Origin of the sequence: Actinomyces sp. oral taxon 175 str. F0384 (genome assembly GCF_000223355.1) — a bacterium.
Taxonomy (GTDB): Bacteria; Actinomycetota; Actinomycetes; order Actinomycetales; family Actinomycetaceae; genus Actinomyces; species Actinomyces oris.
This window is the reverse complement of the sequence record NZ_AFUR01000001.1, coordinates 776,185-801,623: the sequence shown is the minus strand read 5'-3', so window position 1 is coordinate 801,623 and position 25,439 is coordinate 776,185. Positions and strand designations below refer to the sequence as shown.

Sequence of the window (25,439 nt, the reverse complement as noted above, 5' to 3'; positions counted from 1 at the left end):
ACCAGCCGATAAGCCCCGCCTAAAACACCCTCAAATACGAAGAGCCGTCATGGTCAGGGTCGGCCGAGAGTGAGGTGCTGCCCTCACCGACTGTCTCCTTACCTGCTGCATCCTTATCCACTGGCCCGCCAGCATTGGCAGCATCGCTCGTTCCTTCACCTGGCAAGATGACCCGTCCCTCCTCATCGACCAGTGGGTTCACTAGGACCCGCTCGAAGAAGACTTGGTTGAGCAGCTTCTTCAGGTGCGGTGGGGCGGCCGTGTAGAGGCGGTGGCAATCTTCGAGGAGGTCAAGGGCCTGGGTGAGGTGCTGGCGGACTTCGGTGGCGTCGGCTTGGTAGGCGGTTAGTTGGCGCTCGATATGGTTCAGCTCGCTCGTGAGCTTGGCTTGTTCCTCTTTGAGGAGGTCAAGGGGGATGGCTCCTTCGTAGTGGGCATGGAGCAGACGGCGGCGCTTGTCCTCAATGTTGGTGCGCCGGGTGGTCAGGGAGCGCACTGCTTTGGCCTTGTCTCCTTCGATCTGGCTTAGCTCGTCGTGGAGGTAGTGCTCGATCTGCGTTCTGTCTGCTGTACTGAGCTGGATGGTTCGGTAGAGGTCTACCATCCGGTCTTCGACGACGTCGATGAGGACGGCGGTGAAGGCGCAGTCGTGGAGGCGGCAGCGGCGGGCGCAGACGAAGTAGGGATAGATGGTGCCCTTGCTGTTCTTAGCGTTTTGGACGGACAGACGCGCCCCGCACTGGCCACAGACGACAGTGCTCTTGAGGAAGTGGTTGTGGATGCGCTGGCGCTCCCCGTAGCGGCGTGAGGCCAGGATGGTCTGGACGGTCTGCCAGGTCTGGCTGTCTACCAGCGGCTCGTGCTTGCCGGGGTACTCCACGCCCTGGAAGGTGACGATGCCCTTGTAGTAGGGGTGGCGCAGGATCTCGTGCAGGCGCGTTGCCGTGATGGGCTTGGCAGGGCGCCGCGGCGTAGGCGGGATAGAGAGTCCGAGGGTGTTGAGATGGTCGGCCAGTTGCCGCACCGTCCAGTTACCGGTCGCATACTCCGTAAACGCCAGCCGCACCAGTGGTGCCCGCTCCTCATCCAGGGCGATGGTGCGGATCTCGCGGCCGCGCTCGTCTTTGGCGCGGACGTTGACGTAGCCCAAGGGTGCTTTGCCAAGTGTCCCGCCGTTCCTCGCCTTCTCTCCCATCCCCTTGATGACCTCATTGGCCAAGTTACGGCTGTAGAACTCGGCGATGCTGCTCATAATGCCGTGCAGCAGCATGCCACCTGGCGTCTGGTCGATGTTCTCGCTGGTCGACACCAGCCGCACACCCGCCTCCTCGAATGCCCGGTTGATCTCCACATCGTCCGCCCGGTTCCGTGCCAGGCGATCCAGCTTGTGGACGATGACGTAGTCAATCCCACCGTCTTCCTTGAGGTAGGCCAGCATCTTCTGTAGCTCAGGCCGGTTAGCGGAGCGGGCGGACTCACCCCGGTCAGCGAACTCCTTGACGACCAGGGCACCCATCGACTGGGCCTTGCGCTTGTTGGCCTCCCGCTGAGCGGGCAGGGAGAAGCCTTCCTCCGACCCGCCACGCTGAGCCTGCTCACGGGTGGAGACACGGATGTATGAGACGGCCCGTTTGGGAGTGAGCTGGGCGGCCATGGCGGTGAAGGGATCGGGGGCGAGTGCGTCAGGCATGGTGCACCTCCTTGGTGGGTTCGGTGTGTTCACTGGTCTGCTCGCGCTGTCGGCGCTCTTCCTCTCTGAGTGCGTCGAGCTGGCGCATCCACGCGCCTTCTTCATCGTTCCACCAGGCGGGCGGCTCACCGTCGCCGGGCTGCCAGCTGTTGAGGCAGACCAGGTGGGTGCCGCTGGCTGCGAGCTGGTCGACGACCGCGTCTGCTTCGGTGATGGTGAGGTTGGGGGTGGGCCAGCCTGCCGTGATGACGTACTCCACCCCACCGCGCTGGCAGGCATCGAGCAGCATCTTCAGCCCGTGCTGGCGCTGCTGTCGGTCGTGGAACTCGGTGACCAGGTTGAGGCCAGCCGCGTCGGCGTAGTCCTCCACCAGCTCCCGTTGCCGGGCCAGCTCGAAGGGGTAGCGGGCGGCGCCGTAGAAGATGGCGATCGCCCCGGTACCCGCTGGGCTGTTCAGCGTTGCGGCTGGCACAGCGTCAAGTACGGCCGGGTGCTCATCTCGTGCGTTCATCTTTGTTTGTGTTGTCATCGGTGTCCTCCTCTCGTCATATAGTTCTATTTCACTCGTTTGTGTTTCTCCTCTTTCTATTGACGCTCAGATGGACGGAAAAGTCCAGTCCGGTTTTATGTTCCCCCGAGAAACGATCTCACCGACCCTGCACTAGCGGCTGTTCCGCGCTGTTGCGCCATTTTCTGTCGATGCTGCATCCTTTTCTGCATCACTGTTCTCTTTGTGGCGAAAGCAGCGCGCTGAGAACGCCAGGGCGGGTGGAGTGTTTTTAGCGTGTCACGGGCCGCGCTGGATCAGGGCGGCGAGCTGCTCGGGGGCGGCGGTGATCTTGAACAGCCCCGGGGTCAGCGTCTGGTCGGCGGCGATCTGCTCGGCCAGGCGGCCGGCTCGCGCCTGGTTGGGCAGCAGCCAGACCACCTGCGGGTAGTAGCCGTGCTGGGCCTGGAAGGTACCGCTGGCCAGGTGGGCCTGGTAGTCGTGACACTTGGCCAGCAGCCGCGCCGGATGCTCAGTGTCCAGGTCGACCTCGAGCAGCCAGTGATCCTCTGCGCCCGTATCCGTCGCCGTGATTGCTTCCAGATCCGGCTTGAGCCAGCCCAGCGCCCCACCGAGCCGCAGCCAGGAGCGCCAGCAGGCCGGCTCAGTACGCAGCCGAGCCAGGTGCCCACCGACGGCGTGAATGGCCTGCTCGATGACGACCCGCGCCTGCGTGATCGCCAGCGTATGAGCGAGGAACAGCGCCGACGGCTCCTGAAACCGTCGCCGCGATCCACGCCCTTGCCCCTCGCTCGTCAGGCGCTGCCCCGCTGCTGTCAGGTACCAGACGTACCCGGCTGAGCCGGCCCGCGTGCCACCGATCCGCCGCGCTAGGTGAGCAACCAGCCCCAGCCCGTGCTGACGCCGCAGCCGCCGACTGGTCTGGCGCAGCGCCGAACGGGCCGAACCGTACTGCCCAGACAGCTCAGTGATCTGCGCCAGCTGGCGCGTCGTGGCATAGCGATGGGCCGCCAGCAGATCAAGCAGTGCCCGATCGGTGTCATCGAGCCGCTCGGCGATCGCTTGCAGCTGAGCGCGGCCAATCCGGGCCGGAACCTGGCGCTGAGACTTCGCTGCTTCTGTCGTCGCTGCTCCCTTCATCGTCGTTGGTGTCGTCGTAGCTGTCGGCACTGCCAGACCGGTGCCTATCCCGACGCTCGCGTATTCCGATATCGCTGTGTTCATGGCTGTTTCCTCCTGTCTGATCGTCATGTGGTTGATCGAGTCGCTGCTGTGAGGCCGGGGCCGTTGTCAGTGGTGGATGGGATGGCCACACGGGGCCATCAGTCGCCTCCCGTAACCGCGCCTGAGCCGCACCACGACGCCGATAGCCCCGCCTGCTCGCTGCAGCGATGCGTCTAGCGATTCGTCCCCCGACGCGTCTCGGCAAGCCAGTGGTGGAGACAAGCGCAGGGGCCAGATAGGGGCGATACTTCGCAGCCCGCAATAGTTCCAGAGGGAGAGGGCCGGCACTGTTCTTGACGGCAGCGCTGACGGGCCGTCCCTCAATCCGCAGGAGTGTGAAAACCGATCGTAATGAGCGGTTTTCAGCCCAGCGCAAGCGGTCGATACTCGGGGAGTGTCGACCCTTATAGCGTTCCGGAGGAGGGAGGGTGGCCAGGCAGCGCGTGCAACTAGGCTCATGACTGAGGCGATGACCTCCCCGCGGACAGCCGGTGGCTCCTGGGATAGCGCTCCCACGCGAGGGATGGCCCATCAGCGCAGCCGACGCGCTGAGGAGAACACGCTCGATCTCTCCGCCCGTCATGCCGTCCCTCCATCCCGTCCAGGCCTGCGGCCGAACACCACACCAGCTGTCGAGCCAGGTACGCCATTCGCTGGCCCAGTGCCGTCATTCGTGGCTTCTCCCCCGAGCTCACCCGTCGCGTCGTCCGTTGCCATCCGAGCTACGTCATCGCCAGTCACGTCGCCGTGCTGCCCAAGCCGCGCGAGCAAGGCGGCCTCAACCTGCGCGGCGTCCTGGCCGTAGCGCGCCTGGCTGGCGGCGCGCAGTGCCAGGGCGTCCTGGGTTGGTGGGGTTGGTGGCAGGGTGGTGGCGTGGCACCAGGGGTTCTCCCGCCCGTGGTGCATGGTGCGCACGTAGACGCCGAAGCGCGGCAGCAGCTGGAAGTCAGCCGCCTCCAGGTCAATCGCCTGACGGGACAGCTCGGCCGCGTCCGCCGCGCTCAGGGAGAAGATGATCTTGTTGCGCGCATTGGCATCGATCCCCGCCTTGAGCGCCGAGGGCAGCTGCCCCCGGTACTGATGCGCCAGGTGAAACGCCGCCCCCAGTGACCGGGCCTGGGCCAGGGCGTCGGCCAGGCTGCCCGGCAGTGACAGGTAGTCCTGTACCTCATCAATGAAGACACTGACCACATGCCGCTGCGATGGCTCCACCGCTGCTCGGGCCAGGATGAGTGGCCAGAGCTGGCCTACCAGCAGCGACCCGAGCAGCCGCGCCGACTCCGCCCCCAGTACTCCCTTGTTGAGGCTGACCAGCACGATGCGCCGCCGCGTGAACACCTCCCCCAGGTCGAACGACGGCGCGGCCTGCCCTAGCGTGGCCCGCAGATGCGGGCGGATCAGGAAAGGCTGCAACCGCGTCAGCACCGGCCCAACCCACTGCTGACGCTGCGCCTCACTGAGTGCCTCATAGGCCGCCCAGAACTGCCCCGTCCCCAGCGGATCCGCCCCCGAGGCCGCAATGAGCCGCTGACGGTAAGCCGGATTGGTCAGCACGAGGGGCAGATCGACCAGCGTCGCCCCGGGCGTGCGCGCGAGCGTCACCAGCGCCGCAGAGAGCACCTGCTCCACCCGCACACCCCAGGATTCAGCGAACACCCCCTTCAACGTCGCCAGCACCGTATCCGCCACCAGCTCCGGCGACGCACCACCACCTGGCACGCCGCGTCCCACCGATGACGACGCACCACGCGTCGTCTGCGTCCGGGCCAGCGGGTTGATCCCCACCGGGCGGCTACTGGTCGGGTCGATCACCACCACGTCACCCCGTCGCTGCTCAGGAATCCGCGCCAGAATGTCCGCCACCAGATCCGTCTTCGGATCAATCAGCAGCACACCCCGACCAGCATGAATATCCGCCAACGCCAGATGCGCCAAGGCGGTGGACTTACCAGCCCCCGTCGGCCCCAGCAGCACCGTGTGATAGAGCGCATCACCAATCGAGATACCAAGCCGCTCACCCACCTGATCCGCCACCCCCGAAGCAAACGCCCGCTGCGTCTCACGCGCCGATGGCAGCGCCAGCACCCGCGGATGAGCCGACGGCGTCGCAGGAAGCGCCCCCTCACCCACCGGCCATCCCGCCATCGCCACAATCTCTCCTGCACCAAGCTCCAACCCCGCCCGCCACGGCCGCCGCACCCCATCAAGCTTGGAGGGGTTCTCCTGGCGGGCGCGCAGCCGCACCCCTGGCCCCTCTAATAGGCGCAGCGCCCCCAGCAGCCCCTGCAGCAGGACCCGCTGGCGCAGCGGCGAGGCCGCCCGCACCCCCAAGCGCAGACACCCCGCCGCCCGATGCCGCCCCACCTGCGCCCGCATCCGCCGACCCTGCTCACCACTAGCCGATGGAATCGGTACGAGGCCAAGTAGCTCCAGCCAGCCCTGCGGCTCCACCCGCCCCAGTACCTGCGGGGCAAAGCGCCGCCCCAGCTGCAGCTGAACCACCAGCTCCTCCCCCTCAACCGTCACCGCCATTGCAGCCAACACCGCTCGCACCACCGCCGCCAACCGCTCCGTCGCCAGCAGCGTTCCCACCGGCCGGGCTGACACCACCACCGCCTGGCTTACCGCCCGCCGCGAGAACCCACGAGACACCCGGCACCCCGGCACCAGCTCACGCACCACCGAGACCAACCGCTCACCCGCGCGCGAGCCCACCGCCCAGACCGCCTGACCACCCGAGGCCCGCAGCTCCAGCACCACCCGACCAAGCGAACCATCCGCCAGAATGCGCTCCACCAAACCGACCGCTGTGTCCTGGGCGAGCGGCAGGGCAAACTGCAGTTGGTGCCACACCAGGGGGCGAGTGGGGCGGGCCATCACGGAGCACCTCCCGGGGTAGACGAAGCAGCGGCAGCCTCGTGAGGTGAGTGGTGAACACTGGTATGACGACAGGATGGCAACCGCTCCGCAGCGCAACGCCCCACCGAGGCGACGCCGCGGGCACTTTGCCCGCTATGAGCGCCAGCCCACGGAACCGCAGCATCACCACTCCCGGTAGCCGACACATCGCTGGTACCAGGCTCGCTCCTCGAGCAGCTCTCAGCACCTGAGGACACCGCGTCATTCGCCGCCGAGTCCGCAGCCTCATCCGCTGCCATCTGCCGCGCCAGAGCCAGCACGATCCGCGCCACCGCCCGGTGATCCAAGTCGCTCTGCCGCACCGGCACCAACCGCACCCGCCGCGACGAACCAGGGCGACCACCAGGATGCAGGGCCATCATGAGTGCCTCCTTGGGGAGTGAGGCCGTCCACCGTTCTCTCGGTGGCCTGCACCATTGGAGTGAGTGCGTCGCTCCCGGCTGTCTGTTCCAGCATCAAGCGCGGGACTCGAGCTGCGACCGCCCCATTGCGACTGATGCCGCTGCTCAGCCCGTTCCACCTGATGGCCTGCATCAGTTCGCCGCTGCTCAAGCTGGCTAGACCGATGGTGGCCACCGTGAGTGCTCGGCTCCCTCACCATTCCCGTCGGCTGCGCCACCAGCGCACTGCCAGCCAGGCGGCGGCGCTCACGGCGAGCAGCCCGACGAGCCAGGGCCAGCTGCTTTGCACGATGGCGACGATCCACCTCAGCCCCATCGCGATCAGGAGCAGGCCGACGCCGCATCGCAGCAGGCTGCCGGGCAAAGAACGCCTCGAATCGCTCATCATCACCATCTCCTCGAAGACTGCAAATTGGGTACTTGTCATGCCACGGCCGACTCATCGCAGGACCTCCTTGCCGTTACCGCCGCAGCCATCACCAGCTGCATCGTCGGTCTGCGGCATCGCTTCCGCTTTCTCAACACATTCGCTGTAGCGCGGCACGGCAAAGCCGGGGATACGGATGTCGCTCGCTACTTGGTCGCCCCACACTGCCCAGGGCTGGTTCGACTCTGGCCGGCGGCGGGCAAACAGCTCCAGGTACGGCCCAGGGCTGACCCGCTCGATGATGGCAAACTGCTCAGCCGGCTTGCGCGAATGCTCCGTGACGGGGGCGTTGAACCAGGTCGGCTGGGAACGCGACCCCAAGGGTGCTCTCCCTCGGGTGCAGAACAGCAGCTGCTCGGTAGCGTTACGCAGCTGGTAGCGGCCACCCAGGCCAAGGCGGAACTTCACCCAGGTCAGTGGGCTGCGCACCGTAAAGCCCCAGGCCTCAGCCACCTCATACGCCTTCGGCAAGAGCGCGTTGGTCGTCCACAGCCACAGGTGGGCATCACGGGCCGCCAACGCTCCCACCGGCAGCGCCTTGATCCGTGCCAGGCTCATCGTCCGGTAGTGCTTCTCACCACTCTGCAGCGGCCAAGGCGGATCGACCAGGATGGTGGCGAAACCGCCAGGCGGCAGGCCAGGGATGGCGGGCGATGAGTCAGTGCCCTCGGAGCTGCTCCGACCGGCTGAGACATCGGTACTGCGAATCGTCAGGTCTCCAGCACGAGGCCAGTCAGTACGGTGTTCCTCCGTCATTGAGCCAGCACCGGGTGCCGTCACGCTGGCGTTCTGCTTCGTCGCTGCGCCCGCCTGTCTGGCCGCCTCACCTCGCCGAACCGCCGCTCCCCCAGCGCACGCTCGTCTTGTCTGTTTCGTCTGTTGCATGATGTCCCTCCTTTTTTGTTCATACGTGCTATTTGCTCCGGGCTATCCCACTGCCAGCTTTTCGCACGTCGGCAGCCGGTTGCCCTTATCCCATACATTCCACGAACACTCGCGTGTTGCAAGACCTCCCAATTCAGATTGCCAAGCGACGCGACACGCACTGCTTTTGAGCCGTTTCTGTGGTGCCACCCCAGGAAACAAAATGGACACACGCGCCACTTAGTGGCTATGAAAGTCGGTGCTGTAGTTTTTGCAACAAGTGGGCGAGAATGACGCAGCATGTGGGTGAGGAATGGAGCCAGACGCTCACGGCTGGCGCTCGTCCGACCGAGCCGGTCGCTGCTGCGTGCACCGCCTGGGACGCGGCCGCGGCGGACGACGCGAGGACGACTGAGTCGGCCAGGTGGGAGGAGCCGTACCAGCCGCCGACTGACCACTGTCGCCGCTGTCCACTCCATCCGGCACCATGCCAGAAGGCGCACCGCTACTACTAGCTCTGTTACCACTGCTCTCATCAGTGACACCGCCGCCGCTGCTGGCACCATTCCCGCCATTGCTGGTGTCGCGTCTTCCTCCGGCAGCCTCAGCTGCTGCCTCCCGCACTGCCTGCTCGTTGTCCTGCAGCACCTGAGCCATGGCTGCTTGCATGGCTCGGCCTGCTTCTTGGCGCTGTTGGCTCAGCTCACTGCCCAGGGCCAGGGCGGCTGCCCATGATGAGCTGGCCGGGACACCGGCTCCTGCTGCTCTGGCCGCCTGGTGTGCGGAGCGCCAGCTGGCTGCGACCTCACCGGCGAGCTGGCCGGCCTGGTAGCTGCTCGGCAGCGCGGCGGACAGCGAAAGCGGCGATGCGCCGACGGGCACCGGCTGGCTCATTCCACCCGGCGGTGCCTCCCACCACGCTGCCAGTCCATCGCGCACCCCGTGGGCGAACGCCCAGCCGATTGCGCCCACTACCGCCAGACCGATGAGGGCCAGGATCCCGACTATGACCGTCATGATGAAACCTCCGAAGATGAGAAGAGATGAGAGAAGAAGAGAAGAGAACGAAAGAGCGACAGGATGCTCACCAGCACGTTGACGAGCTTCCAGACGCATCAGCACCACGCACAGAGTGAGCGTGCTTGGCCGCCGTCCTTGGGACTACAGCTGCCCGATCCGCTGCCCGGCACCCAGGGCGTATCCCGTGATGATCGCTTCGTAGAACTGAGCGCCGCCGGGGGCGATGCGGGTCTGGGCCTCGGCCTGGGTGACCAGCGTGGCGATATTGGTCAGGACCTGGGAGGTCAGGAAAGCCCGGGCCTGCTCGGCCTGGGCAGCTACTTCTGCCTGGGCGGCGACCTGCTCGATCTCCCGCCTGGTCACCCGGGCCTGGCCATTACCCAGCACCACCCCCATCCGGGTGCGCTGGGGTGAGAAGAGACTGAGATTGGTAGAAGCCATGAGAGGAGTCCTTTCGAGACGAGAAGAAGGAAGAGAAAGACGACCAGCCGAGCTGGTCATCTCACGTCGACGGCCCGTGCTGCCGCTCTGTGCGGAGCGGACCGTACTACCTGCCACTTGCCGCGCTAGACCAGCGTTTTCTACCGATCTAGCCCTGGGCTCGTGGCGTTGGTTAGAACGGTAGGCAGGCCGCGCCGCAGCACCGTCAAAGTTGGAAGAAAGTTGGAAAAGCGGGCTCACTCAGGCATCCACCGCCGACCCGAGCAGCTACGAGCCAGCCTCACCGTGGTCGGCAGGCCAGCAGCTGCGGCAAGGAGCCAGTCGGCCAAGCCAGGCACAGACGCCTCGCCTCTAGTTCTTCGGCTCCCCCGCAATATCTCCTGGTTTGTCCCGACCGCTCGGTCTAGGCTGGCTTGCGGCCCGTCCCCAGCTCACACCGTGCGGTTGCCGCGCCTGGCGGGCGCTTCACCGCTCACCCGACTGCCACTTACGCCTTGCTCCTACTTCCCCAGGAGGCTTACTCATGTCCCGCGCTCGTCTTGATGCCGATGACGCGGCGTCCTTGCTGCGTGAGCTGGCGTGGCTGCGCAAGCGCGGCGGGTTTACGGCGGCGCGGCTGGTGCACGCCCCGATCGTCGATGAGGTGCTCCGGGGCAGCTTGGAGGACTCCTTCGAGCGGCTGCGCCACCGCTTCGTCTCAGCCATCCACAGCCTGAGCGAGAGCGGGAGTGAGCAGGATGAGCCGCTGGTGGGTGTGCTGCTGGCAGCCTTCGCCCTCAGCCCTGAGACGGCCGGGAGTGGCAGCCTGCTGGAGCGGCGGCGAGCCATGGCGACCCGCTTGGGGTGCAGCATGGAGACGATCGCGTCCCGGGAGGAGGCCGGCCTGCGCCTGCTGCACAGCCGTCTGGTGGCCGGGCGCTACGCTCAGGCACCGCTGGTGCTGGATGTGCCGGAGATGCACGGCGGGATCGTCTATGAGGAAACCACCACCCTCATCGTGGTCGAGCACCGTCTGTGGCGCGGCACGGTGGAGCACTACCGGCTGGCCAACATGGCCGGCGAGCTGGACTTCGTCACCATCTCCCGCTCCTACCCGGCCCACGTCACCGCGCAGCCGGGCGGGGAGTTCAGCGTCAACAGCCGCCCCGTCGAAGGCGCGGGGTGGAACGACCACTTCTGGCACATCGACCCGGCCAGCGGCAGGCGCACGCCGATGCAGGACGCGACGCGCTACGACCTCGCCTTCCGAGCCGAGCCCCTGCCGGGCGAGGCACCCACCACGCCGATCTCGCTGGCCAGCCGGGCCTTCCACGCCCGCTCGCTGCTGGCCACCATCCAGGTGCGCTTCATTGGGGAGGTGCCAGCCAGCATCTGGCAGTTCACCGGGGCAAGCCCCTTCGCCCGACCACAGGCAGCCAACCAGTACAACCGTACCCACCTGGATGCCCAGCAGCGCGCCACCCTCACCCAGCGCGACGTCCATGGCGGGCTGTTCGGCGGGTTTGGGTGGGAGTGGTAAGGAGCGATGTGCCCAAAAGTGGGGCCTCGCCGTTGGAGGGTTGTGCTAACTGCCGGTTGGTCAACTCTGGTAATCGTCAATGGTGATACGCGCTACCAGGTTGCTAGCGTCAACATCGCCTGATCCACGCTCCTTTCCCCGACGGTTCGTGAGGACGCAGAGATGACACAGCCACCTGCCAACGGTGGCGGCTCGGTCGCCGGAGTCGCCCCGCATCATCCCAATCCCATCGCCCAGCAAGCACCCGCCCGCGAGGTGCCACGAGTCGGCACCGTTGCCCTGATCGATGACCACGATGTCATCGCCCTGGGTGTGACGACCATGCTGGCGATGACCGCCAGCCTTCACTTTCGCGGCGGGTATCCCAGTGTTGCCCAGCTGCTGGAAGAGACGGCTGCGACGAAGGATCGCTTGCCCGATGTAGTACTGCTCGACCTGCGCCTACCGGACAACTCCGACCCCTCACACAACGCCCGTACCCTGCGCACGCGAGGCGCAGCGGTGATCGCTTACACCAGCGGCGATGACCCCTACCTGATCCGACGTGCCTGTGAGGGCGGTGTTCTGGGTGTCGTCCGCAAGTCCGAGACGCCGGATGTTTTGATCAGCACAATCTGGGCGGCGCTGCGTGGTGAGCTAACGCCATCACTGGACTGGGCAAGTGCTCTGGATGCAGACAGCGCATTCGTCACTTCTGCTCTGACGCCCAGCGAGCAAGAGGTGCTATCGCTCTACGCCACCGGCGCGGAGGCGAGCTTCGTCGCTCGTCAGCTCAGCCTGTCGATCCACACCGTCAACACCTACGTCTCACGCATCCGCCGCAAATTCATGGACGCTGGCGTCCCCGCTGGTAGCCGTGTCGATCTTCTGGTACGGGCCCAGGCCGAGGGGCTTGTGCCCACGCTGGATCTCCAGCACTCGTTCTGAGCGCTATGGCAGCCTCCGCCGCTCCGTTCACCGCCGACACCGGCTCGGCCAGTGCTTCCCAGCAGAAGCGAACCGGCGTGGTCAACCGGATACTGCTCGATGGCACCAACCAGGACGCGTATCAGATCATCCTGATTATGGGGGCAAGCCTGTTTGGGATGCTCTTCGAGCTGTTCCATCAGGAGCCATCGCTGTTTCAACAAGTTGCCGAGGCACCCCGATGGTATCGCTGGGCAGCTGGCTACCCGTTTCTCTTTGGCCTGTTGATCCCGCCAGTGCTGTGTCCACTGGCGGCATTCACTATTTCGCGCCAGCGTAGGTCCCGCGCGTCGGCTGCTGCCGCTGGGGCACGACTGGGGGGATGGGTTTATCTTGCGCTTCATGGCTGGGCATGTGCCGCCATACTGACGCTGCACAATCTCGATCCCGATCAGCCACATCTGGCATCAGGCATCCACCCGCTGCCAGCCTTTGGGATGGTGATTGCTGCGGCACTGCTTGCAGCGGTGGCGAGCTGGCGGACGGCGGTGATTGGCCTGGCGGTGCTGTTCTTGCTCGAGTTCATCGTCCGTCTCTATGCCGGAAGCGAGGGGCTACTCGAAGCGCTGACCCGCGCTGGCTACAGCACGACCTTCGCGGGCTGCTACTGCCTGCCGATCAACTGGCTGATCGGATGCGCCAGGCATATTGACACTGAGAGCCAGCGCAACAGCCACGAGGAAGACCTCGCCACGCGGCTGAGCGCCCAGCTGGCCGGCAGCCGCCATGCCCGCAACCTCGTCCACGATCATGTCCTGGCCGCGCTCGTCTCGTCCTTTCCGGAACGCGGGATGCCGGCAAAACGACTCCGCGCCGCCGCAGCCAATGCACTCAAACTCCTCAAGCAGCCAACACACAGCGACGACCACCACACCACCACCGAGCTCGTCGACCAACTGCGCTCATGGTGCCAGCAGCACACGCACCCACAGGTTGAGTACCAGTTCGCTTCTGCTGCCGATCCTGGGCAGGTAACTGAGGCAGAGCTCAGCCTGTCTGAGGACGAATTCGTTGAAGTTCTCGCCGCGAGTCTAGAGGCACTGCGAAACGTCGCAGCGCACAGCAGCGGCGGCGAGCCGCAGCGCCACATCCACTGCACGGTATCCACCCAACAGTCCGCTAGCACCCTCACCATCACGATCGCCGACGACGGCGTCGGCTTCGACACCAGCCGCTTAAGCCCACTTCGCCTCGGGCTACGCCAATCAATCATTGGACGGATGCGCCACTTACCAGGCGGGCACGCCAGCGTGTCGTCGGACGTCGGGCGCGGTACCACTGTCCAGCTCGGGCTTAGGAAAGCCACTCCGGAGGCTCACTCCGCAGACGTCCTCCCACTGACCGGTGACGGCTTGTCAGCCACGGTACACGGGCACTGGGGCCGCATCGGGCTCGGCTGCATCGTCCTCACCGCCTGGGCCCACGTCATGCGCAGCAGCGGCACACCCGCCCACGTGTTGGTTTCCATCCCCAGCGCCGTCGGCGTCACATGCTCCTTTCTTGCTTTGGCCTGGCCGCCACGGGGCCTAGCGCGAGCACTTCAGCGCTGGTGCATACTCTCCACCTCAGCACTGAGCACAATTCCGTTCCTCACCTGGGGCCCCCTCACACCAACACTCGAGCTGGCGTCATGGCCCCAAGGGTATAGCGCCATCTTCACCGTGCTCCTGCTTCATCAGCGGCGCTTGAAACTGGCACTAGTCAACCTCGGAGTCGTGGGAGCCGCCCACCTTCTGCCAGTCGTCATGATCGGTGCACCAGCAGCCCCATTCGTTCGCTCGTTCGGATTTCAGTGCATCAACATCCTGACGGTCGCCACCGTGATTGCTCTAGTGCGCTCGATCGAGCCACGCATCACCGCCATGCAGCGCCAAGCCCACCAGGCACAGGTGCTCCGCACCGCCCGGCAAGCCCGCCTCGAAGCCGAAACCACCCTACTGGCCGACGTCAGCCGGCGTTCGCGCCCCGTGCTTGAGCAACTGCGTTCACTCACCGACACCCCAAGCGACGCCTTGGTGCAACTGGCCCGGCGGGTCGAAGCCGAGCTGCGCGATCTCATTCGCGTGCCGCGCCTGGCGAGCCAGCCTGTTCTCGTCGCTGCCGTTCGGCAGGCGCGCGATCGAGGTGTCGACGTCATCCAGCTCGACGACTCCCTGCAGGACACAGACCTCACCATCACACCGCCACCGCTCCCCACCACGCTGGTCGACACCGCCACCCGCATGCTGCACCGCGCGAAGAACGGCGAGTCAGTCGTCCTTCGCCTCTGCCCGCAGCACTCGCCGTACGCCGCCACCATCCAATGCCACAGCGCAGCGGGGGCGATCGCACTGGAGCGGATTCGCCGCGCGAGTTGACGTTGGCATCGGCGATTGAGGCACCCAGACAGCCCACGAGGCGCAGCAGAGGCGTTCAGCGCCGCTCAGCCACGACTCACCAGTCGACGCACACGCTGTAGGCGTTCTCGAACTCTCAGCAGCCAGCAAACACGCACGTAGCACCCACATACATGCATGACTCATACCGTTGCGAGCAGATCGATAAAGACTACGAATCAAACTTACGAGACCGCACTGCGCCAGGCCTTCCCACCATTTGTCTAACAACTTGCAGTTGATACGACACCCAGCCTGGGACTTCCACACAGGACACACCAGCTCACTTTCATGTATCCCACAACCGGCTTAATTCCGCGCCGTAAGCCACTGTCTCAGTACTCAGACTGGTCGATTACGCCACGGTCTCACTAATCTCGGTTCCGCCAAGCGAATACAAATCAGACGCAGCACCAGCGCCTGTGCGCAACGATGCGTCTACCACTCGCTTCGCTTTCCTCTCCGAATCCCGAATCGTTGAGTTAGGAACCCTTGAGATGGCATATGAGCAGACTGTCGCCGTGGTCGATTACTACCAGGAACTGAACCTGGACAAGGACGACGCCACCCCTGACATTCAGGTGCAATTGAATAAGATCCGCATGCAGTGGCGGCAACGCGCGTCACTGAACGGCAGTCGCGGCGAAGAGGCGAGAGCAAAGCTCAAGATGATTGAGAACGCCTCGAACGTGTTCTCAAACGAAGACTCGCGCGATGCATACGACCGCTCTCTGCGAGCACTGCCTGAAGTGGCTGAGCAGGATATCGACTGGATCGGTCGCGCCTGGACGTACTACTTCGCTGACGACCCAGGAGCGGCCAGCATTGCCGCACGCAAGGCACGAAACGAGCATGGCGACGACCCCAACGCCCATGTGATCTCTGCGTGGATCGAGCTAGCGGAGGAAAACTGGCGAGAAGCAAAACACTATGCAGACGAGGCCTATGTTCTTGATGAGCTCGGTGAAGATACCGTGGATGTCTACCGAGTACGCGGCGTCACATTCTACTTCACAAAGAGATACGAAAAAGGCATTGAGTGCTTCCAGCGCGCCCTGACCAAGGCGCCGCGCGAAATGGTTCCTGATATCGCATTCCGCATGGCAGCGTGCTACGTCGAGATGAAGCAATACACGAGAGCAATAGATATCTGCGTTGAGGGCCTTAAGGCTGACCCAGATATGGACTCTGCCACACTCCTCGCCGTCAGCCAGAACTGCTGCGAAGCGATTGAGAAACACTGCTATGACATGAATGAGCTCGAGAAGTCGAAGAACTGGTTCCGCAACATGCGAGACAAGTTCACTAGTCTTGGCGTACCGCAACACCTCACGAAACGCATCATCACGTTCATCGATCTCTACATCAAGCGCATCGAGCTACTGCAGGTTCCGCCCGCCGACCCGAACCGGGTCCCGGATTTCCCACTCAAGGCAATCGGGATCGCCGTTCTTGGCATCATCGCATTCATCTCATACCCCCACATCGTGACATTGATATTCTTTGCGGCGCCAACCACTTGGGTTGTATTCTATTTTGTCCGCCACGCCGAGTACAAACGCATGAAGGAGGCTTACGATCAATCTGTCGTCGAGCACGAGAAAGTGAGCGCTGCCCTACAAGCCATGACAGAAGAATCATGACAGGCATGGGTACCGCAATATTTCGGCGATTGGATCAATAATGCAAAGCCAGGTAGCCGACACGATTTCTCTTGGTAATGACATCCTAGGCTTCATCGGGCGGAGCAACATATGGGTCGAGGATTCCTTGGTGAATCGTGACTCGGTGCGGTTCACCCAGTTCCTGATGGCCAAAGCGCTGAAGGAGACTGCGCCAGGGCAGTTGGAGGTGCTGGTCTTCGATGATGCGCTCAAAGGTATGGCAGCGCCGTTCCAGGAGGTCAACAGTGGTGGGGAGAAGATCCTGCACCACATCAACGACACGCAGGAGCTCACCGAGACCATCCACCACCTGCACGAGCACATCCAGGCCGTCCTCAACGTCATCCAGGGCCGCACGGAGAGCCTGCTGGACTTCCGTCAGCAACTCTCACCCAAGGTGGAGGGCTTCAAGCTGGTCGTCCTGTCCACCGACTATGAGCTGCTCAGCGATGAGATCAAGGACAAGCTGACCGTCCTGTTCAAGGCTGGTCCCGCCGCTGGCGTCACCTTCCTCGTCCACTCCATGACGTTGGGGGTCAACGAGCTTGTTCTTGGCCTGAGCCAGCAGTGCCAGGTCGATGGAAGCACGGTTCTTGACGAACGCAGTGGCGTACGGGGTCGCTTCGACCCGCTGAGCGCTGATGAGCTGATCGCGGTCAGTCGCCACGTGGCGTCCGCCGTTGCGTCGGCGCAGGTGGAGCCAGTGGCCTTCAGCGAGGTGCAGCCGCTGGATGCCCCCTGGTCGCAGTCCAGCCGTGACGGCATCAGCTTCGCGGTGGGTACCTACGGGATGTCCACCATCGAGGTCACCCTTGGCGACGAGCTCAACCAGCGCCACAACGCCCTGATAACTGGCGCGGTTGGGCAGGGCAAGTCCAACCTCATCTCGGTGGTGGTGCACTCCCTGTGCCAGCGCTACTCCCCCAGTGAGGTCGAGTTCTACATGCTCGACTTCAAGGAGGGTGTCACTCTCCAGGCCTTCGCCCCAGCCCCGCACACCGGCTCATTCCTGCCGCACGCCCGTGTGCTGGGGCTTGACGCCGATCGGGAGTACGGCGTCAACGTCCTGCGCCATCTCTTCGCTATCTACCGCCAGCGCATGGCCACCTTCAAGGCCGCCGGCGTGCAGAACATCCGCCAGTACCGCCTGGCGGATCCCGAGGCCGTCATGCCCCGCATCGTGGTGGTCATCGACGAGTTCCAGATGCTCTTCGGCGAGGACGACGACACCGCCGAGAACGCGGTCGACTTGCTGGTTAAGGGTGCCCGGTTGTTCCGCGCCTGCGGCATCCACTTCATCCTGGCCTCCCAGACGATCAGCAGCGGCTACCTCCTGGGTGGCACCGCAGGCGAAGGGCTCTTCGGCCAGGTGCCGGTGCGCATCGCACTGAAGAACTCCTTGGCGGAGTCCCACGCCACGTTGGGGTTTAAGAACGACGCCGCCAGCCACCTGCGCTCCCGGGAGGCCATCGTCAACCTCGACTACGGCGAGCTGTCCTCCAACCGCAAGACCACCATCGCCTATGCCGACGACGCCATCCTGGCCGAGCTGCGCACCGCATGGTGGCAGCAGGCCCGAGACACCGTCGCTCCGCCAGAGGTCTTCGAAGGCGAACGCCGCCTCAGCCTCCACGACGACGCACGCGTCCTACCGTCGCTCCACGCCGGCCAGGCGATGCTCGGCAGACACATCAGCGTCGGCGCTGCACCACTCACAGTTGACTTCACGACCGACGTCGGCCGCAACCTGGCTCTGCTTGGCACCGGCCCGGGCCACGCCGTCCTGCTCAACACTGCGCTCTCCCTCCTGCACAGTACGCCCGCTGCCGAGCTCATTCTGCTCGACCTGATCGGCGACTGGCACTCGCCGTCTCGCGACGCTGTGCGTGCCGCCTTCGAGCAGCAGCTCACCAAGATCGGCGGCGCTTACCGCGTTGTCGACAAGCACCAGGCCGCCACCCTCGTCGATGCGCTAACCGAGCAGGTCGCTGACCGCGCTGACGACGCCGACGCACCGCCGGTCTACGTCGTCGGGTTTGGCCTCGAGCGCTGGCGCACTAGCTCCGACGAACGAGAAGAAGCCCTCCAGGAGCTGTTTAAGACCGCGCCCGTCAGCCACATCCACTTCCTGCTCTGGTGGAAGAAGCAGACATCGTTCGAGAACTGCGTTGGCTACAACGGCAGCACCTACTTCGATATCAAAACGGCCATGCAGCTCGACGCCTCGTCGGCCGTCGACTTCTTCGACGACGCCCTGCTGCGCTGGCGCGGTGCCGACAATCGCATGCTCGTCTGGGACGCAGCCGAGATGAGTAGGCCGCAGCTCGTCATCCCCTACGCCCAGCTCCCACACCCATCGCTCCAGAACGAAGGTGCACCGTGACCTCACTTGCCCAAGTCAAAGCCGCCATCAACGCCGTCATCAGCCAGATCAACGAGCAGAACGGCCTGATCAACGACTTCAAATCCACCAACAGCGACAACATGACCCTCGTCACCAGCACCCTCCAAGGCGGCCAAGCCGGCCATGAGCAAGCCATGCTCGCCGCCCTCCGCCGCGCCGACGACAGCCTCAGCAAAGCCCAGCAGGCGCTCCGCCAAGCAGAGCAGTCCGCCAAGAAAGTCACCAACATCTAGGCACTTTGCTCACAACTCTTAACCACTCCATTTCCCGAGAGGAACAGGCTCATGGCTCTAGACAACGCCGGCGACGACCTCAACGCCGTCATCACCGCCGCCAGCCAGATCGGCTCCAGCGCCGCACAGCTCAGCCAACGCACCAGCGCCGCCTCCACCACCCTCGGCAAAAAGGGCCAGAAGCTCGCCGCCGTCTCCCACCCGTCCAAGAGCGGTGCCGCAGCCGCCAGAGCCGTCACCACCGCCCAACGCAGCCTCCAAGACAGCAGCACCGCACTCGCAGAGCTCGGCAGGGCTGTTGAGCAGTTTATACAGGCAGCAAAACAATAATATAGCCGCATTGGATTATAATGATACAATCATACAAAAAGACATTACATGAACTAACTACAGCATATACGGAGGCTGCGGAAGCAGTCAATTCATGCTGCGACGTCAGCAACAGAACCAGATCAATCATGAAAGGCGCTAATTCTCAACTAGGAGACAAAATGATTCAAGCGGCCAGTACAGCTTTAGCTGAATATGAAGACTGTAAAAACGCAATAATTAAAATGCAGGAAGCAGTCGAGGCGCGCCTAAATAGTAGCTACCCTCATCACAGGTAAACGCCATGTCAGATAATTTGAATGACATCCTTGACGAGCTCAAGGAATGTGTCAATACAATATGCTCTAACAATGGCCCCATCAAGGCCCAGGAACGTATTGTAAAGATACTCAACGATAAACTTAAATCTAACATCTCCCGAGATTCCCACAACGAAAACGATAAAGCCTCCTCTCGTGTCGACACCGCAGTTAAAGCAGCAAAGCGTGCAAGAAGGGCACTGAATGACTACCTGAAAGCAGAGATGGAATTTCGGGTAAGAAGCAGGGAAGGTACCTACGCAAAAGGACCAACCGGTCAGAGCACTCTAGGCGACTACAAAGCAGCGGGACGTAAAGAAGGTTCAATCCGAACTCACATCGAAGCGTTGATCATTCAGGGACAGCCAACACACGCTTCAGACCCCAAGGCCGAACTTCAACTTTTTGAAGTTGGAACGTATGGAGACCTCGCATCCCGACCAAGAAACGGGATGGAAATTGATCACATCCCCTCGAAAGCGGCACTATGTGAAGCAGCTTGTCGATACATCGAAATAATAACCGAAAATCCAGTCACTGAGGAAGAGAAACAAATGATTAGAAAGGTTGTGGAACGACATGGAGGAGCAATTGCGGTGCCAAAGAATATGCATCGAAAGAACAGTCGCACGATCGGAGGCCGAAACACTGCTAAACAGGTTGTTGAGGATTCATTAAACATAGTCGACGCCGTAACAAAAGATCTTGAATATTACGATATTGACAGCAGTCACATTAGTGTGTTAAAAACTAAATTAGTAAATCAATTAAGTGTCTTCCCGGAGGGAATATGGAAACTCAGCTAGCTGGCGCAATCACAAAGTATTTCGAACTAGTCGGAAAAAACATAGCAGAAATTGAAACGGCAGTTAGTGCTGCTACAAACGGACTAGCAGCTGACCCGCTCATCAAAGACACTGAACCAGACTTCCTCCCAGTCGATTCGACTGAATCGTACTGGCTGTACTACAACTCAGGCCTCGAGCTGCAGTTACGTGATGATATCCTCGTCGTTGTTTCTTTATATCTGCAGAAAGATAATTTCTACAAAGCTCCCTTTACTCCGCTTTCTCATCAGTTACTAGATTCACTGCCGAATACAGCCACGATACAGGAGGTTATCGACATATTTGGAGCTCCTGACTTTGAAGGAGGACTCGCAGGACGTAAGAATATGCAATACAGACTAGATCACGGGAAGTTCATCGTATTTCGCTTCAATCGTGAAGGTACCTTATGGTCGGTTCAACTTGGCTTGACTCGCATCTTGAGGCATTAGTCCTGTCCAGACAGTTAACATCACCGCACTCCAGTGCCAATTGACGTAGCCGCACATCATTAGTCGTTGGTTAATCACTCTTCTCATTGAAAGCACAACGAGCAAGGAATCGATCATAGTGTCGAATCAGGGAAATATCAACTTCTATCAAGAACTTGGGCTGGGACAAGATGAGAACACAGAAGAACTGCACAGGAAAGCGAGCCACATAGCACGTCAGTGGCGGCAACGTGCCTCATTGAGTGGCCGCAATGGGCAAGAAGCGGCCGAGAAGCTAAAGATAGCTAAGGCGGCCATCGAAGTATTCCGCGATGACGAAACCCGTCAAAACTACGACGCTACCCTCACCTTCTCACCAGCAGCGGACTCCCAAGAGATTGACTGGATTGACGAAGCGTGGAAGTACTACTTTGCAGATGACTATGACGCCGCTCGCGCTGCCGCGCAGCAGGCACGCAGTTTCGATGACAGAAATCCTCGTAGTTATGTGATCTCGGCGCAGATTGAAACCTTCCATGGCGACGCAAAGCATGCTCTTGAGTACGCAAATCAGGCCTACATTCTAGATCTCAATCAAGAAAATGTGATTGATGTTAGTCAAGCACGGGGAGACGCGTTTCTCATCCTCAATGAGAACGAAAAGGCGCTCAATAACTATCGTCGTGCGCTCGACGTAGCAACGGATTCATACTTTCCTATCGTTGTGTGGTCAGCTGCCTGGGCATACATCAAAATGCGGAGATACGATGAAGCCGTCGAACTATGCTTGACCGCTCTTGGGAAGGATCCAGATATTGCGTCGTCTACCATTCAGGGCGTGAGCAAGCCGTACTTCGTTGCGATCGATCACCTGTGTCTCACATTCGACTTGCAGGAGTATCAGCTTAGCAGTTGGATCGAGAACGACAAGATAAATGAAGAGAAGATCAATGAGTCTCTGAGGCTCCTAAACAAGCAACTTACGACGCTTGATGCGTGGCGAATTGTTGATGAGGCACGCACAAGGCTGTCTGACTACATCAATCTTCATATCACGCGACTTGAGTTGATTCGCAAGCGCATGCAGGCAATCTACGCTATGCCGGTAGAGGAGCCGACAATCCAGAGGCCCGACAAGCCACTCAGAAAGCCACACTGGATTCCCCTCGCAATCTGCATTTACATGACAGCGCACATAATACTAACCAGTATCTTCATGCCGTATCTTCCCGGGCTTCTCCTGGTGCCGCTCCCAGTGCTGGGTATCGTTCACTGGGTTCGTCGATCACGGCGACACAAAGAAAGTGTGCAGACATACGAGCGTGAGACAGAACGCGCGGAAAGAGAAGTGTTCAATGCTAGTCGGCGGCTAGAAGAGCAACAGGCAGCAGCCCGCGAAACCTACCGAGAGGAGATCAAGACAATTGAGGAGCAGCTCAAGGAGCGCAAGTCTTCTTGATTTCGTGAGCTGGTAGACGGGCAAACTTGAGACGCCTGAGCACTGTATCACTGGTCTCTACACCTTGAACGTCTCTACACCTTGAACGTCGCTGCACCAGGTGGCACCAGCGAGGGCTGGTACGACGTCTTCCACTAGCAAGACGGCGCTGAGCAGCCACGCCAGGTCATCCTGGCGGGCATGGGAGGTATCGAGACTACACCGATCTATGGCGGTCTTGGCATCAGCGAGGGCAAAATCAGCTGGCACAACCTGAACGTCGAACAGCACGTCAAGGAGGAAGTCGCTCTAGACACGACAGCACACGCTGGGACGTAGGACCTATCTTGCACGCAGAACAACCATATTAATAGGTAGTATTCCGGAAATACCGTAGTCACCAATGTGCAGCATCGGCACCTCATTCCAATGCTATGATATGCCAACGCGGATCGCCTGTGATTTAGCCACCTGGTCGGAATCTACTCCAGCATACAGGCCTTTTGCTCACCCTTCAGGTCAACGCTCAGAAACGGGCCGTTCCCTGAGTCAGAAAAGCAAGCGCTTCAGAAAGAGAGACTGATAATGTCAACGATTTACACCACCAACGAGTGGAAAGGCTACGGCAAACAGAATTACTACTGGAACGAGTATCGACTTGAGGGTGATACGGTCACGAAGTACAAGTGCCATCGCCAAAAGTTCTTCGATGGAGACGAGAACACATGGGAAGAGGAAGAGGAAGAGGTCGACTCTTGGTCTGTGGATGATCCGAGCATGCCAGAATGGCTGCATGAATACATCTGAATTTGTGCGGCCAAGGTGGGGCATGCAGCCATCAAGTTATGTTTCTCGCACGGCCCCACCTCAGACAGTCTCATCATACTGTCTGAGGTGGATATCTTCGCCTAGTTTTCGCACTCGCTCAAAGCAATCCACTAAAAAGGCGTTGAACTCATCGACGAGTTGATGCATGGGGACAACAACGAACTCACAGTCCTTAGTTCTATTATTTCGAGGATAGGAAAGAAGGTAGACACAGGGTTCATCTGCCCCGATAATGTGCGCGTCAGACTGTGCAAATGAATGTTTGTGGGCGTTGGATAGTCGTCGCAGCTCTTCCAGGAAGGCGTCATGCTTGTTATTAAGTAGTTCCTGGCTTTTTGGGAGGAACGAGTCAATCATGTCAACCTTGATCTTCTCAGGAAACTGTCCGGTCTCGTCGTATTGAGTCAAGTACCAGATGAGCGTAACAAGTTCGTCAGCACATCGACGAATGGCGGCGACCGCCTCCTCGCCGGCATATTGTTGCTGAATATAGTTATTACCATAACTGAGAATACGTGCATCGACACCCTCTGGACTGGCATCGTGTTCCATCGCGGCTGCCATTGTATTTTGCCAGCAGGTATAGCATTCTTGGAGTCGCACGTTGGCGTGGGCAAGTCGTTGACCGACAGCGAAAATTTTGGTAGTGAGATTGCCGAACGGGGTGTCGGGCGGCAACCAGAAGAAGTCTTGTGCAAGTGCGGGGTTGCCCCACAGTTCGCTAGTTCCTGGCTTTACGATGTAGCTAAACACATACAAAAGTATACGCAGGCATCGCTGTGGCCAGGAACGGCGTTGGCACCCTGCACTACTTCTGCAGGAGTGTCAGAGCTTCCACCCCAATCTGCTCTGCCATCTTCTCCAGGCTCTTGAGGGTGAGGTTGCGTTCGCCTCGTTAGACGCCACCCCACAATCTGTCTAACTAAGTCCAGTCAGACTGGCGCTACAGCACGAAGTTACCGGACCGAGGGCTGTGTTTCACTAAGTACACCTATTTTATCCAACTTATAAAAGTGCTAAAATTAATAATGTAATGTCCGAATTCGAGCCTTCTCCCCACCACCGCCTCCGTCGGCTCAAAGCCGCCCTGCTCGCCGTCTCCCTGACGCTTGCCGGCATCCTGCTCATGATGCTCAACGCCTGGCTGTCCCCGTTGCAGCTGGGCGACTGGCAGTGGCTGCACGCCCTGCCGCTGGGTGAGCTGGGTGGAACGCTGTTTGGAGCGGGGCTGCTGTCGACGTTCTTCGAGTACACCTTCCGGAGAGACCAGGAGGCGCACACGCTGGCCCGCTTCCGTCAGATCATCCGGGAGGAGGCTCCGGCGATGCGTGATGCGGTGGTGGAGGGCTTCGCCATCCACCCTGATGACTTGAAGCGTGTGGCGACGCCAGAACTGCTGGACGACATCGCGGCCAACGTGATGGCGCTGCGCCTGGGCGACGAGCAGTTCGCCCGGGAGATCTACCGCGACATCCGCGACCAAGCCATCCGCGCCGCCGAGCGGTGGTACGACATGACGGTGCGCGTTCGGCTCTCTACTGCAGTAGAGAGGAGTACCGCAGGTACTCCTCTGCTGGACGTCACCGTGGAGTGGGAGTACACCACCGTGCCCAGCAGTGCCACCCGGCGCTTCGCGTGCGTGTCTGACCAGGATGAGTACACCGAGCTCCGCCAGGACGTCCCAGCCACCTCCACCTGGTTCATGGCACCGCGCCCTGGCATGGACGCCCGCCGCCGGGAGGCATACGAACTGCTGGAGCTGACCGTCGATGGCCGGCCACAGCCGATCCGCCGCAGTACCCGTGCTACCGGCCAGACCTACAGCGTCGACCTTGACGAAGACGCCAGGAGCGGCAAGCCAGTCCGTATCCGCCAGATCTTCCGCACCATCACCCCGCAGTGGAGCCACCGGCTGTACTTCGCCGTCGCGCAGCCGACACGGGGCTGGTCACTGCGCCTGGACTACACAGACACCACCATTGCCGAAGTCCAGATCAGTGACACGATGGCGACCACGCCGGCTTCCACCATCGTCCACTCGCCAGAGGCTGTACCAGGCAAGGAGATCACCGTCGAGACCTCTAGCTGGCTACTCCCCCAATCTGGCGTGGCCTTCACGTGGGCAACCAACGACGAGCTGCCCCAGACCAAGCAGCCTGAGGCAGTCGCCTCCTCGAGAGAGGGCTAGTTCCGAGGGATAGTCAGCTTCCGCCGTTCATCTGGCTCACCTCCTCACCAGTTCGACCGCTACGGACAGCCACAGGATACATCGTCTTGAGATATATAGTCTCTGGATTGGGAGTCTTCGGCCGGTTGAGATGGAGCCGTGCCCACCGACCGCAAGCCGCCGCTCTCACCAGCCACTGGTGAGTTCGGTCGGCGTGTGCGCGCCCGCCGCGAGCAGCTGGGCCTGTCCCAGGAGAAGCTGGCCGAGCGCACCACCCTGCACTGGTCGTACATCGGCCAGGTCGAACGCGGCCAACGCAACCTCAGCCTCCACAACATCCTCCGCATCGCCCACGCCCTCGACACCGACGCTGGTGGGTTGGTGAGCGGGTTGGAAGTGTCGCCAAGTTGACTTTGGATGGTCTTCAAGGCTGACGGCACCGCTCTTACCGCAGTTACCGTCAC

21 protein-coding genes are annotated in these 25,439 nt (G+C 61.6%); 13 read left to right on the top strand and 8 right to left on the bottom strand.

Annotated elements, in window-relative coordinates; genetic code table 11:
* Positions 1–19: 19 nt before the first annotated feature.
* The 7 genes from HMPREF9058_RS03330 to HMPREF9058_RS03300 form a co-directional block, all read right to left on the bottom strand.
* On the bottom strand, positions 20–1,690 hold the full coding sequence (locus HMPREF9058_RS03330) for a recombinase family protein (protein WP_009747446.1): 1,671 nt from the start codon (positions 1,688–1,690) through the stop codon (positions 20–22).
* On the bottom strand, positions 1,683–2,162 hold the full coding sequence (locus HMPREF9058_RS03325) for a recombinase family protein (RefSeq protein ID WP_254654049.1): 480 nt from the start codon (positions 2,160–2,162) through the stop codon (positions 1,683–1,685). Before HMPREF9058_RS03325 ends, HMPREF9058_RS03330 begins: the two co-directional genes overlap by 8 nt.
* A gap of 315 nt (positions 2,163–2,477) precedes the next feature.
* Complete coding sequence (locus HMPREF9058_RS03320; protein WP_254654048.1) at positions 2,478–3,338, bottom strand: replication-relaxation family protein; 861 nt, start codon at positions 3,336–3,338, stop codon at positions 2,478–2,480.
* A gap of 663 nt (positions 3,339–4,001) precedes the next feature.
* Entirely contained in the window at positions 4,002–6,299 is a 2,298-nt protein-coding gene (locus HMPREF9058_RS03315; protein ID WP_175284666.1) for a type IV secretory system conjugative DNA transfer family protein, read from the bottom strand.
* A 636-nt stretch (positions 6,300–6,935) separates the two neighbouring features.
* Positions 6,936–7,169 carry a hypothetical protein gene (locus HMPREF9058_RS03310; RefSeq protein ID WP_009405688.1) on the bottom strand — a complete coding sequence of 78 codons (234 nt, stop codon included), beginning with the start codon at positions 7,167–7,169 and terminating at the stop codon, positions 6,936–6,938.
* 12 nt (positions 7,170–7,181) lie between these two features.
* Entirely contained in the window at positions 7,182–8,054 is an 873-nt protein-coding gene (locus HMPREF9058_RS03305) for an MT-A70 family methyltransferase (RefSeq protein ID WP_009747295.1), read from the bottom strand.
* A gap of 1,140 nt (positions 8,055–9,194) precedes the next feature.
* Positions 9,195–9,494 carry a hypothetical protein gene (locus tag HMPREF9058_RS03300; protein ID WP_009233120.1) on the bottom strand — a complete coding sequence of 100 codons (300 nt, stop codon included), beginning with the start codon at positions 9,492–9,494 and terminating at the stop codon, positions 9,195–9,197.
* A gap of 523 nt (positions 9,495–10,017) precedes the next feature.
* Here HMPREF9058_RS03300 and HMPREF9058_RS03295 point away from each other — a divergent pair.
* The 11 genes from HMPREF9058_RS03295 to HMPREF9058_RS03255 all read left to right on the top strand — a co-directional run bounded on the left by HMPREF9058_RS03295 (position 10,018) and on the right by HMPREF9058_RS03255 (position 22,787).
* Positions 10,018–11,013, top strand: coding sequence for a hypothetical protein (locus HMPREF9058_RS03295; RefSeq protein ID WP_009406203.1), 996 nt, complete (start codon positions 10,018–10,020; stop codon positions 11,011–11,013).
* A gap of 162 nt (positions 11,014–11,175) precedes the next feature.
* A complete protein-coding gene (locus HMPREF9058_RS03290; RefSeq protein WP_009747512.1) occupies positions 11,176–11,940 on the top strand; it encodes a response regulator transcription factor in 765 nt (254 codons plus the stop codon).
* Between the two features lie 5 nt (positions 11,941–11,945).
* Positions 11,946–14,336 carry an ATP-binding protein gene (locus HMPREF9058_RS03285; RefSeq protein ID WP_009406363.1) on the top strand — a complete coding sequence of 797 codons (2,391 nt, stop codon included), beginning with the start codon at positions 11,946–11,948 and terminating at the stop codon, positions 14,334–14,336.
* Between the two features lie 515 nt (positions 14,337–14,851).
* Positions 14,852–15,997 (top strand): M48 family metallopeptidase, encoded by a 1,146-nt coding sequence (locus tag HMPREF9058_RS03280; RefSeq protein ID WP_009406130.1) that lies wholly within the window; start codon positions 14,852–14,854, stop codon positions 15,995–15,997.
* Between the two features lie 130 nt (positions 15,998–16,127).
* Positions 16,128–18,401: an FtsK/SpoIIIE domain-containing protein gene (locus HMPREF9058_RS03275; protein ID WP_254654047.1), complete on the top strand. Its 2,274-nt coding sequence runs from the start codon at positions 16,128–16,130 to the stop codon at positions 18,399–18,401.
* On the top strand, positions 18,398–18,655 hold the full coding sequence (locus HMPREF9058_RS03270) for a hypothetical protein (RefSeq protein ID WP_009406270.1): 258 nt from the start codon (positions 18,398–18,400) through the stop codon (positions 18,653–18,655). Before HMPREF9058_RS03275 ends, HMPREF9058_RS03270 begins: the two co-directional genes overlap by 4 nt.
* Positions 18,656–18,706: 51 nt before the next feature.
* Complete coding sequence (locus HMPREF9058_RS03265) at positions 18,707–18,985, top strand: hypothetical protein (protein WP_009405839.1); 279 nt, start codon at positions 18,707–18,709, stop codon at positions 18,983–18,985.
* 283 nt (positions 18,986–19,268) lie between these two features.
* Positions 19,269–20,090, top strand: a complete 822-nt coding sequence (locus HMPREF9058_RS13345; RefSeq protein WP_009747271.1) for a hypothetical protein — start codon at positions 19,269–19,271, stop codon at positions 20,088–20,090.
* A complete protein-coding gene (locus HMPREF9058_RS13340; protein ID WP_139018930.1) occupies positions 20,075–20,563 on the top strand; it encodes a hypothetical protein in 489 nt (162 codons plus the stop codon). Before HMPREF9058_RS13345 ends, HMPREF9058_RS13340 begins: the two co-directional genes overlap by 16 nt.
* A gap of 118 nt (positions 20,564–20,681) precedes the next feature.
* Entirely contained in the window at positions 20,682–22,001 is a 1,320-nt protein-coding gene (locus HMPREF9058_RS13335; protein ID WP_009405499.1) for a tetratricopeptide repeat protein, read from the top strand.
* A 564-nt stretch (positions 22,002–22,565) separates the two neighbouring features.
* Positions 22,566–22,787 (top strand): hypothetical protein, encoded by a 222-nt coding sequence (locus HMPREF9058_RS03255; RefSeq protein WP_009406058.1) that lies wholly within the window; start codon positions 22,566–22,568, stop codon positions 22,785–22,787.
* Between the two features lie 60 nt (positions 22,788–22,847).
* On the opposite strand, the gene HMPREF9058_RS13330 is transcribed toward HMPREF9058_RS03255, so the two are convergent.
* A complete protein-coding gene (locus HMPREF9058_RS13330) occupies positions 22,848–23,561 on the bottom strand; it encodes a hypothetical protein (protein ID WP_139018929.1) in 714 nt (237 codons plus the stop codon).
* Positions 23,562–23,841: 280 nt separating this feature from the next.
* Here HMPREF9058_RS13330 and HMPREF9058_RS03250 point away from each other — a divergent pair, with 280 nt between their 5' ends.
* Positions 23,842–24,996: a hypothetical protein gene (locus HMPREF9058_RS03250; RefSeq protein ID WP_009406222.1), complete on the top strand. Its 1,155-nt coding sequence runs from the start codon at positions 23,842–23,844 to the stop codon at positions 24,994–24,996.
* Positions 24,997–25,134: 138 nt separating this feature from the next.
* A complete protein-coding gene (locus HMPREF9058_RS03245; RefSeq protein ID WP_009406232.1) occupies positions 25,135–25,386 on the top strand; it encodes a helix-turn-helix domain-containing protein in 252 nt (83 codons plus the stop codon).
* The last annotated feature ends 53 nt before the right edge of the window (positions 25,387–25,439 follow it).

Bases quoted from the DNA above. Each gene is read 5' to 3' on its own strand.
- HMPREF9058_RS03330 (WP_009747446.1), bottom strand. From the start codon at position 1,690: ATGCCTGACGCACTCGCCCCCGATCCCTTCACCGCCATGGCCGCCCAG.
- HMPREF9058_RS03320 (WP_254654048.1), bottom strand. From the start codon at position 3,338: ATGAAGGGAGCAGCGACGACAGAAGCAGCGAAGTCTCAGCGCCAGGTT.
- HMPREF9058_RS03315 (WP_175284666.1), bottom strand. From the start codon at position 6,299: ATGGCCCGCCCCACTCGCCCCCTGGTGTGGCACCAACTGCAGTTTGCC.
- HMPREF9058_RS03310 (WP_009405688.1), bottom strand. From the start codon at position 7,169: ATGACAAGTACCCAATTTGCAGTCTTCGAGGAGATGGTGATGATGAGC.
- HMPREF9058_RS03305 (WP_009747295.1), bottom strand. From the start codon at position 8,054: ATGCAACAGACGAAACAGACAAGACGAGCGTGCGCTGGGGGAGCGGCG.
- HMPREF9058_RS03300 (WP_009233120.1), bottom strand. From the start codon at position 9,494: ATGGCTTCTACCAATCTCAGTCTCTTCTCACCCCAGCGCACCCGGATG.
- HMPREF9058_RS03295 (WP_009406203.1), top strand. From the start codon at position 10,018: ATGTCCCGCGCTCGTCTTGATGCCGATGACGCGGCGTCCTTGCTGCGT.
- HMPREF9058_RS03290 (WP_009747512.1), top strand. From the start codon at position 11,176: ATGACACAGCCACCTGCCAACGGTGGCGGCTCGGTCGCCGGAGTCGCC.
- HMPREF9058_RS03285 (WP_009406363.1), top strand. From the start codon at position 11,946: ATGGCAGCCTCCGCCGCTCCGTTCACCGCCGACACCGGCTCGGCCAGT.
- HMPREF9058_RS03280 (WP_009406130.1), top strand. From the start codon at position 14,852: ATGGCATATGAGCAGACTGTCGCCGTGGTCGATTACTACCAGGAACTG.
- HMPREF9058_RS03265 (WP_009405839.1), top strand. From the start codon at position 18,707: ATGGCTCTAGACAACGCCGGCGACGACCTCAACGCCGTCATCACCGCC.
- HMPREF9058_RS13345 (WP_009747271.1), top strand. From the start codon at position 19,269: ATGTCAGATAATTTGAATGACATCCTTGACGAGCTCAAGGAATGTGTC.
- HMPREF9058_RS13340 (WP_139018930.1), top strand. From the start codon at position 20,075: ATGGAAACTCAGCTAGCTGGCGCAATCACAAAGTATTTCGAACTAGTC.
- HMPREF9058_RS03255 (WP_009406058.1), top strand. From the start codon at position 22,566: ATGTCAACGATTTACACCACCAACGAGTGGAAAGGCTACGGCAAACAG.
- HMPREF9058_RS03250 (WP_009406222.1), top strand. From the start codon at position 23,842: ATGTCCGAATTCGAGCCTTCTCCCCACCACCGCCTCCGTCGGCTCAAA.